General features: G+C 60.3%; 17 protein-coding genes. All 17 read right to left on the reverse strand.

Translation table 11 applies throughout. From position 1 onward, the window contains the following. Positions 1–4 precede the first annotated feature (4 nt). A complete protein-coding gene (rpsH, locus tag F595_RS0111745; RefSeq protein WP_026913560.1) occupies positions 5–397 on the reverse strand; it encodes a 30S ribosomal protein S8 in 393 nt (130 codons plus the stop codon). Positions 398–409: 12 nt separating this feature from the next. Beyond that, on the reverse strand, positions 410–715 hold the full coding sequence (rpsN, locus tag F595_RS0111750; protein ID WP_022957071.1) for a 30S ribosomal protein S14: 306 nt from the start codon (positions 713–715) through the stop codon (positions 410–412). A gap of 9 nt (positions 716–724) precedes the next feature. After that, the gene (gene rplE / locus F595_RS0111755; RefSeq protein WP_022957072.1) at positions 725–1261 is read right to left on the reverse strand and encodes a 50S ribosomal protein L5; all 537 of its coding nucleotides are present in this window, start codon (positions 1259–1261) and stop codon (positions 725–727) included. Between the two features lie 15 nt (positions 1262–1276). After that, positions 1277–1594, reverse strand: a complete 318-nt coding sequence (gene rplX / locus F595_RS0111760) for a 50S ribosomal protein L24 (RefSeq protein WP_022957073.1) — start codon at positions 1592–1594, stop codon at positions 1277–1279. Between the two features lie 10 nt (positions 1595–1604). After that, positions 1605–1973 carry a 50S ribosomal protein L14 gene (gene rplN / locus F595_RS0111765; RefSeq protein WP_022957074.1) on the reverse strand — a complete coding sequence of 123 codons (369 nt, stop codon included), beginning with the start codon at positions 1971–1973 and terminating at the stop codon, positions 1605–1607. Between the two features lie 85 nt (positions 1974–2058). Then, complete coding sequence (gene rpsQ, locus F595_RS0111770; RefSeq protein WP_026913561.1) at positions 2059–2325, reverse strand: 30S ribosomal protein S17; 267 nt, start codon at positions 2323–2325, stop codon at positions 2059–2061. A gap of 2 nt (positions 2326–2327) precedes the next feature. Beyond that, entirely contained in the window at positions 2328–2519 is a 192-nt protein-coding gene (gene rpmC, locus F595_RS0111775) for a 50S ribosomal protein L29 (RefSeq protein ID WP_022957076.1), read from the reverse strand. Next, complete coding sequence (gene rplP, locus F595_RS0111780) at positions 2519–2932, reverse strand: 50S ribosomal protein L16 (protein ID WP_022957077.1); 414 nt, start codon at positions 2930–2932, stop codon at positions 2519–2521. Before rplP ends, rpmC begins: the two co-directional genes overlap by 1 nt. A gap of 11 nt (positions 2933–2943) precedes the next feature. Next, a complete protein-coding gene (gene rpsC, locus F595_RS0111785; protein ID WP_022957078.1) occupies positions 2944–3645 on the reverse strand; it encodes a 30S ribosomal protein S3 in 702 nt (233 codons plus the stop codon). Positions 3646–3657: 12 nt separating this feature from the next. Next, positions 3658–3993, reverse strand: coding sequence for a 50S ribosomal protein L22 (gene rplV, locus F595_RS0111790; protein ID WP_022957079.1), 336 nt, complete (start codon positions 3991–3993; stop codon positions 3658–3660). Between the two features lie 10 nt (positions 3994–4003). Continuing rightward, positions 4004–4279: a 30S ribosomal protein S19 gene (gene rpsS / locus F595_RS0111795; RefSeq protein WP_022957080.1), complete on the reverse strand. Its 276-nt coding sequence runs from the start codon at positions 4277–4279 to the stop codon at positions 4004–4006. 19 nt (positions 4280–4298) lie between these two features. Further along, positions 4299–5123, reverse strand: coding sequence for a 50S ribosomal protein L2 (gene rplB, locus F595_RS0111800; protein ID WP_022957081.1), 825 nt, complete (start codon positions 5121–5123; stop codon positions 4299–4301). A gap of 17 nt (positions 5124–5140) precedes the next feature. Beyond that, on the reverse strand, positions 5141–5446 hold the full coding sequence (rplW, locus tag F595_RS0111805) for a 50S ribosomal protein L23 (protein ID WP_022957082.1): 306 nt from the start codon (positions 5444–5446) through the stop codon (positions 5141–5143). Further along, the gene (rplD, locus tag F595_RS0111810; protein WP_022957083.1) at positions 5443–6045 is read right to left on the reverse strand and encodes a 50S ribosomal protein L4; all 603 of its coding nucleotides are present in this window, start codon (positions 6043–6045) and stop codon (positions 5443–5445) included. The genes rplW and rplD overlap by 4 nt, the downstream gene beginning before the upstream one ends. Positions 6046–6056: 11 nt before the next feature. After that, positions 6057–6695 carry a 50S ribosomal protein L3 gene (gene rplC, locus F595_RS0111815; protein WP_026913562.1) on the reverse strand — a complete coding sequence of 213 codons (639 nt, stop codon included), beginning with the start codon at positions 6693–6695 and terminating at the stop codon, positions 6057–6059. Positions 6696–6748: 53 nt separating this feature from the next. After that, entirely contained in the window at positions 6749–7060 is a 312-nt protein-coding gene (gene rpsJ / locus F595_RS0111820) for a 30S ribosomal protein S10 (RefSeq protein ID WP_022957085.1), read from the reverse strand. Positions 7061–7322: 262 nt separating this feature from the next. Next, positions 7323–8077, reverse strand: a 755-nt coding sequence (locus tag F595_RS0111825) for an elongation factor Tu (protein ID WP_026913563.1), incomplete at its 5' end; no start/stop codon positions are given.

Consider the following 8077-nt stretch of genomic DNA (forward strand, 5'->3'; position numbering starts at 1 on the left):
CACCTTACGAAACGACAGCGATGACTTCGCCACCAACGCCAGCAGCACGTGCGGCGCGGTCGGTCATGATGCCCTTGTTGGTGGAGACAATCAGCACGCCCAGGCCTTGCTTGACGCGCGGCAGTTCGTCCTTGCCCTTGTAAATGCGCAGACCGGGACGGCTGACACGCTTGATCTCTTCGATGACCGGCTTGCCTTCGAAATACTTGAGAGCAATGGTCAGCACCGGCTTGACATCAGCCGACACGTCGGCGGAGGCAATGTAGCCTTCGCTCTGCAGAACCTTCGCCACCGACAGCTTCAGCTTGGACGACGGCATGCCCACGGTCGGCTTGCCGGCACGCTGGGCATTGCGGATGCGGGTCAGCATGTCCGCAACGGTATCTTGCATACTCATTCTAGAATCCTCTTACCAGCTGGCCTTGACGACGCCAGGGACATCGCCACGCATCACGGCTTCACGCAGCTTGATACGGCCGAGGCCGAACTTGCGGAAATAGCCATGCGGACGACCAGTGATGCCGCAACGGTTGCGCAGACGCGACGGGCTGGAGTCACGCGGCAGCTCCTGCAGACGCAGGATGGCTGCCCAGCGATCTTCTTCGCTGGCAGTCACGCTGGCGATGGTGGCCTTCAGCTCCGAACGCAGCTTGGCGTACTTCGCGACCAGCTTTTCGCGCTTGGCTTCGCGATTCAACATGCTCTTCTTAGCCATGACTCAGCCTCACTTGAACGGGAACTGGAAGGCACGCAGCAGCGCGCGACCTTCTTCGTCGGTACGGGCCGACGTGGTGATGACGATGTCGAGGCCGCGCAGGCGGTCGATCTTGTCGTATTCGATTTCCGGGAACACGATCTGTTCCTTGATGCCGAGGCTGTAGTTGCCACGGCCATCGAAGGCCTTGGCACTGAAGCCGCGGAAGTCACGGATACGCGGGATCGTGATGCCGATCAGGCGATCCAGGAATTCGTACATCATGTCGCCGCGCAGGGTGACTTTGCAGCCGATGGGCCAGCCGTCGCGGATCTTGAAACCGGCGATGGACTTGCGGGTGAGCGTGACAACAGGCTTCTGACCAGAAATCAGCTGCATATCGGTCACGGCGCCGTCGATAAGCTTCTTATCCTGGCTGGCACCGCCCACACCCATATTCAGAGTAATCTTCGTGATGCGAGGAATCTCCATCACATTCTTGAGACCCAGCTCCGCTTGCAGCTTCGGAGCGATCTCGTTCTTGTATACAGCTTTCAGTCTGGCCATCTCAACCAACCTACCTTACTTGACGTCGACGACTTCGCCGGTGGACTTGAAGACGCGAACCTTCTCGCCATCTTCCAGCACCTTGTAGCCGACGCGGTCTGCCTTCTGGGTGGCCTGATTGAACAGGGCCACATTGGAGATATCGAGGGACGCTTCGCGCTCCACAATACCGCCCTGCTCGCCACGATTCGGGTTCGGCTTGACGTGCTTCTTCACCAGGTTGACCCCGGCGACGACGACACGGCTTTCGAGCACGCTGACGACCTTGCCGCGCTTGCCCTTGTCCTTGCCCGCGATCACGACGACTTCGTCATCACGCTTGATCTTTGCCATCACTAGTTCCTCAAAGCACTTCAGGCGCCAGCGAGATGATCTTCATGAACTGCTCGGTACGCAGTTCACGAGTCACCGGCCCGAAGATACGGGTGCCGATCGGTGCCTTGTTGTTGTTCAGAATCACAGCGGCATTGTCATCAAAACGAATCAGCGAACCGTCCGGACGGCGGATACCTTTCTTGGTACGCACCACCACGGCGTTCATGACATCGCCCTTCTTGACCTTGCCACGCGGAATTGCTTCCTTGACCGTGACCTTGATGACGTCACCGACCGAGGCGTAACGACGGTGGGAACCGCCCAACACCTTGATACACATGACGCGACGAGCGCCGCTGTTATCGGCGACTTCGAGCATCGTTTCGGTCTGAATCATCGCTCTCTCCAAACCCTAAAAAACGGGGCCCCGACACGCGGGGCGCGAAATGCTAACTGATGCGGCAATCTGCCGCAAGTCAAACTCAGCGAGCGTCGGCCTTCTCGACCACATCCACCAGCGTCCAGGACTTGGTCTTGGACAGCGGGCGGCACTCGGAGATCGTTACAATGTCGCCTTCCTGGCAGACATTCTGTTCATCGTGCGCATGCAGCTTGGTGGAGCGCGTGATGTACTTGCCGTACACCGGGTGCTTCACGCGACGCTCGATGAGCACCACAATGGACTTGTCCATCTTGCTGCTCACGACCTTGCCGGTCAGCGTGCGCTGGTTCTGGGACTGTTCCGTCATGATCACTTACCTTCCTTCTGGGTCAGGATGGTCTTGATGCGGGCAATGCCCTTGCGGACCGCAGCAATCTTGCTGTTCTGGGTCAGCTGACCAGTAGCCTGTGCCATGCGCAGCGTGAACTGCTGACGCTGCAGGTTGCCGAGCTCCTTGTTCAGGTCCTCGACGCTCTTTTCGCGCAATTCTTTGGCGTTCATTACATCACCGTCCGGGTCACAATGGTGGTCTTCAGGGGCAGCTTGGCAGCAGCCAGCAGGAAGGCCTCACGAGCCAGTTCGTCGGCGACGCCTTCGATCTCGTAAAGCACCTTGCCAGGCTGGATCTCGGCGACCCAGTACTCCACGCTGCCCTTGCCCTTACCCATACGCACTTCAAGCGGCTTCTGGGTGATCGGCTTGTCCGGGAACACGCGGATGAAGATCTTGCCGCCACGCTTCACGCGACGGGAAATGGCACGACGAGCCGCTTCGATCTGACGCGCGGTGATGCGACCGCGCTCAACCGACTTCAGAGCGATCGTGCCGAACGACACCGTGCTGCCACGCAGGGCGAGACCGGTGTTGCGGCCCTTGTGGACCTTGCGGAACTTTGTACGCTTAGGCTGTAACATCTCTCAACCCCTTAGTTCTTCGGTCCGCGCTTCTTGGCGGGACGGGCCTCTTCCACCGGCGCCGGTGCAGAAGCCTGCTCCATGCCGCCCAGGATCTCGCCCTTGAAGATCCACACCTTGACGCCGATGCAGCCGTAGGTGGTTTCAGCGCGAACGATCGAGTAGTCGATGTCGGCACGCAGGGTGTGAAGCGGCACGCGGCCTTCGCGGTACCATTCGGTACGAGCGATTTCAGCACCACCCAGACGACCCGACACTTCCACCTTGATGCCCTTGGCGCCAGCGCGCATCGAGTTCTGCACAGCGCGCTTCATGGCGCGGCGGAACATGACACGACGCTCGAGCTGCGAGGCAATGCCTTCGGCAACCAGCTTGGCATCGAGATCCGGCTTGCGGATTTCATCGATGTTGACCTGCACCGGCATCTTCATGATCTTGGCAACATCACGACGCAGACGCTCGACGTCCTCGCCCTTCTTGCCGATCAGCACACCCGGACGCGCGGTCGAGATGGTGATGCGGGCATTCTCGGACGGACGCTCGATGAGGATCTTGCTGACCGAGGCGTTCTTCAGGCGTTCGTTCAGGAACTCACGCACCTGGAGGTCGGCGAGCAGGAACTCGGCGTACTGCTTCGGGCTGGCGTACCAGTTCGCGTTGTGCTTCTTGACGACGCCCAGGCGAATACCGATCGGATGAACTTTCTGACCCATTTCCTAAGCCCCTTACTTGCCTTCAGCCACGGTGACGGTGATGTGGCAGGTACGCTTGCTGATGCGATCAGCGCGGCCCTTGGCACGCGGCTGAATGCGCTTCAGCGTGATGCCCTCATCCACACAGATCGTGGCGACACGCAGTTCGTCCACATCCGCACCCTGGTTGTGCTCGGCGTTGGCAATTGCCGACTCGAGCACCTTCTTAACGAAATGCGCAGCCTTCTTGTTGCTGAATGCCAGAGTATTCAGCGCCAGCTCGACCGACTTGCCGCGAACCTGGTCGGCGACAAGGCGGGCTTTCTGGGCCGAAATCGGCGCGCCACGCAATTTTGCGATCGCTTCCATCATGCTCTCCTTATCGCTTCGACTTCTTGTCGATGCCGTGACCACGGTAGGTACGGGTCGGCGCGAACTCACCCAGCTTGTGGCCGACCATGTGCTCGGTCACGAAGACCGGCACATGCTGCTTGCCGTTGTGCACGGCAATCGTCAGACCAACCATTTCCGGCAGGATCATCGAACGACGCGACCAGGTCTTGATGGGCTTCTTGGAATGTGCGGCCGCTGCTGCTTCCACCTTGACGAACAGGTGGGTATCAACAAACGGACCCTTTTTCAGTGAACGAGGCACAGTGATTCTCCTCTACCCATTACTTGACGCGACGGTCGCGGACAATCATGCCGCTCGTGCGCTTGTTGTTACGGGTCTTGTAACCCTTGGATGGCGTGCCCCACGGCGACACCGGCTGCATGCCCTTGTTGCGACCTTCACCACCACCGTGCGGGTGATCGACCGGGTTCATGGCCATGCCACGAACCGTCGGACGCACACCACGCCAGCGGCTGGCACCGGCCTTGCCGAGCGAGCGCAGGTTGTGTTCGCTGTTCGACACCTCGCCGAAGGCGGCGCGGCAGTCGACATGGATCTTGCGCATTTCGCCCGAACGCAGACGCACGATGGCGTAGGCGCCGTCACGACCCAGCAGCTGCACCGAGGTACCGGCGGAGCGAGCCAGCTGAGCACCCTTGCCAGGCTTCAGCTCGACGCAGCACAGCGTCGAACCCAGCGGCATGTTGCGCAGCGGCAGGACGTTGCCGTTCTTGATCGGAGCGGAGTCGCCGGACAGAACGACATCACCGACCTGCTGGTTCTTCAGCGCGATCATGTAACGACGCTCGCCATCGGCATACTTCAGCAGCGCGATGTGGGCAGTGCGGTTCGGGTCATACTCGATGCGCTCGACGGTGGCCGGAATGCCATCCTTGTTGCGCTTGAAGTCAATGACGCGGTACAGCTGCTTGTGGCCACCACCAATGTGACGCGTGGTGATGTGGCCGTTGTTGTTGCGACCACCGGTACGCTTCTTGGATTCGACGAGCGGCGCGTGCGGACGGCCCTTGTGCAGATGGGGGTGAACCACCTTCTCGACGAAACGGCGACCCGGCGAGGTCGGTTTGCACTTTACGATTGGCATGTCAGTTCTCCCGGCCCTTACTCAGCTGCGCCAGCGGCGGCGAAGTCGATGTCGTAGCCATCCTTCAGAGACACGTAGGCCTTCTTGAAGTCCTGGCGACGACCGAGGGAGCGGCCGAAACGCTTGTTCTTGCCCTTGGTCAGCGTGGTGTTGACGCTCTCAACCTTGACGTTGAACAGCGATTCCACAGCCTTCTTGATTTCCAGCTTGTTGGCGTCGCGACGGACCTTGAACACCAGTTGACGATGCTTGTCAGCAATCATCGTGGCCTTCTCGGAGACATGCGGCGCAAGCAGGACTTGCAACAGACGTTCCTGGTTCATCCCAATTCCACCTCAAGTTTCTTGGCAGCCGGCACCGACAGCACAACCTTCTCGAAGCCGATCAGGCTGACCGGGTCGATGGCGGTGGTGTCGATCACGTCGACATGGGGCAGGTTGCGCGCGGCGAGATACAGGTTCTCGTCGACGGCATCCGTGATGATCAGCGCATTGCTGACGCCCAGACCGTTGAGCTTGGCGAGCAGCGCCTTGGTCTTCGGGGCATCGACAGTGAACTCGTCAACCAGCACCAGACGCTCCTGGCGAACCAGTTCGGCGAGGATGCACTGCATCGCGCCGCGGTACATCTTGCGGTTGACCTTCTGCGACCAGTCCTGCGGACGGGCAGCAAAGCTCTTGCCGCCGCCACGCCAGATGGGGCTGCGGATCGAGCCGGCACGGGCACGGCCCGAACCCTTCTGATTGAACGGCTTCTTGCCGCCACCGCTCACTTCACCACGCGACTTCTGCGCCTTGGTGCCCTGGCGAGCGCCAGCGAGATACGCCACGACGACCTGGTGAACCAGGGCTTCGTTGAATTCCTTGCCGAAGGCGACTTCGGACAGCTCGACGGCCGATCCGGAAACAGTCTTCAGGTTCATGTTGTTCTCCCTCAGGCCTTCACGGACGGACGCACGATGACGTCGTAGCCGGTGGCACCCGGAACCGCACCCTTGACCACCAGCACATTGCGCTCGGCGTCGACGGAAACGATTTCCAGACCCTGGATGGTGACGCGCTCGTCACCCATGTGGCCGGCCATCTTCTTGCCCTTGAACACCTTGCCCGGGCTCTGGTTCTGACCGGTGGAGCCATGGACACGATGCGACACGGAGTTGCCGTGGGTGGCATCCTGGGTGCGGAAGTTCCAGCGCTTGACGCCGCCCTGGAAGCCCTTGCCCTTGGACTGGCCGATGACATCGACAGCCTGACCCACTGCGAACAGCTCGACGGTAAGCTCACCACCAACTTGAAGGTTGGCAGCCTCTTCACCCGCGAGACGGAATTCCCACACGCCACGGCCGGCAGCGACATTGGCCTTGGCGAAGTGACCGGCCTGAGCCCTGGTCACGCGCGAAGCACGACGCTCGCCAGTGGTAACTTGCACCGCCTGGTAACCATCGGTTTCCAGCGACTTGATTTGCGTAATGCGGTTCGGACTGACTTCGATCACGGTAACCGGAACAGAAACACCGGCTTCCGTGAACACGCGAGTCATCCCGCACTTGCGACCGACTAATCCAATAGCCATTTATTCAGACCTCTTTGGCAACACAGCCCCTGACGGGACTCAATGCTGAACGATCAACCCAGGCTGATCTGGACATCCACGCCTGCGGCGAGATCCAGCTTCATCAGCGCATCAACGGTCTTGTCCGTGGGCATGACAATGTCCACGAGACGCTTGTGCGTACGGATTTCGTACTGGTCACGCGCGTCCTTGTTGACGTGCGGCGAGGTCAGTACGTTGAAACGCTCGATGCGGGTCGGCATCGGGATCGGGCCACACACCTGGGCGCCAGTGCGCTTGGCGGTTTCCACGATTTCCAGCGCTGACTGGTCGATCAGACGGTGATCGAACGCCTTCAGGCGGATGCGAATTCTCTGGCTAGCCATTCCAGCAACTCCAAAGCGAAAAAGAACTAGCCCACCACAGGACTATCCCCATGGAAGGCTTCTCACAAACCGGCCCGGGAACGATGCCCCGGATGTCACACCACCCTGATATTTCAGGGGTTGCGTATAGTAGTGGCTGAGCAGGAATCATGCAAGGGAAATCCTCACCTGATCCTGCTTTTCCACCACGACTCCCTCACGACCTGGATCGTGAAGGAAAGAGGCGCCCCGGATCACTCCGGCGCGCCTCCTGATCCCCGCCTCAGGCGTGGATCTTGGCGACGACGCCGGCGCCGACGGTGCGGCCGCCTTCACGGATGGCGAAGCGCAGACCTTCTTCCATCGCGATCGGGGCGATCAGGGTGACGTCCATCTTGATGTTGTCACCCGGCATCACCATCTCGACGCCTTCCGGCAGCTCGATGGCACCGGTCACGTCGGTGGTACGGAAGTAGAACTGCGGACGGTAGCCCTTGAAGAACGGGGTGTGACGGCCGCCCTCTTCCTTCGACAGCACGTACACTTCCGATTCGAAACGGGTGTGCGGCTTGATGGTGCCCGGCTTGGCCAGAACCTGGCCACGCTGCACGTCTTCACGCTTGGTGCCACGCAGCAGAACGCCGCAGTTCTCGCCAGCACGACCTTCGTCGAGCAGCTTGCGGAACATTTCAACGCCGGTGCAGGTGGTCTTCACGGTGTCCTTCAGACCCACGATTTCCACTTCTTCGCCGACCTTGACGATGCCGCGTTCGACACGACCGGTGACCACGGTGCCGCGACCGGAGATCGAGAACACGTCTTCGATCGGCATCAGGAACGGCTTGTCGATGGCGCGCATCGGTTCCGGGATGTAAGAGTCCAGGGTCTCGATCAGCTTGACGATCGACGGGGTGCCGAATTCGCTTTCTTCGCCGTTCAGGGCCTGCAGGGCCGAACCGCGGATGATCGGGGTGTCATCGCCCGGGAACTTGTACATGGACAGGAGTTCGCGAACTTCCATCTCCACCAGTTCCAGCA

The organism is Perlucidibaca piscinae DSM 21586 (genome assembly GCF_000420045.1).
Taxonomy (GTDB): Bacteria; Pseudomonadota; Gammaproteobacteria; order Pseudomonadales; family Moraxellaceae; genus Perlucidibaca; species Perlucidibaca piscinae.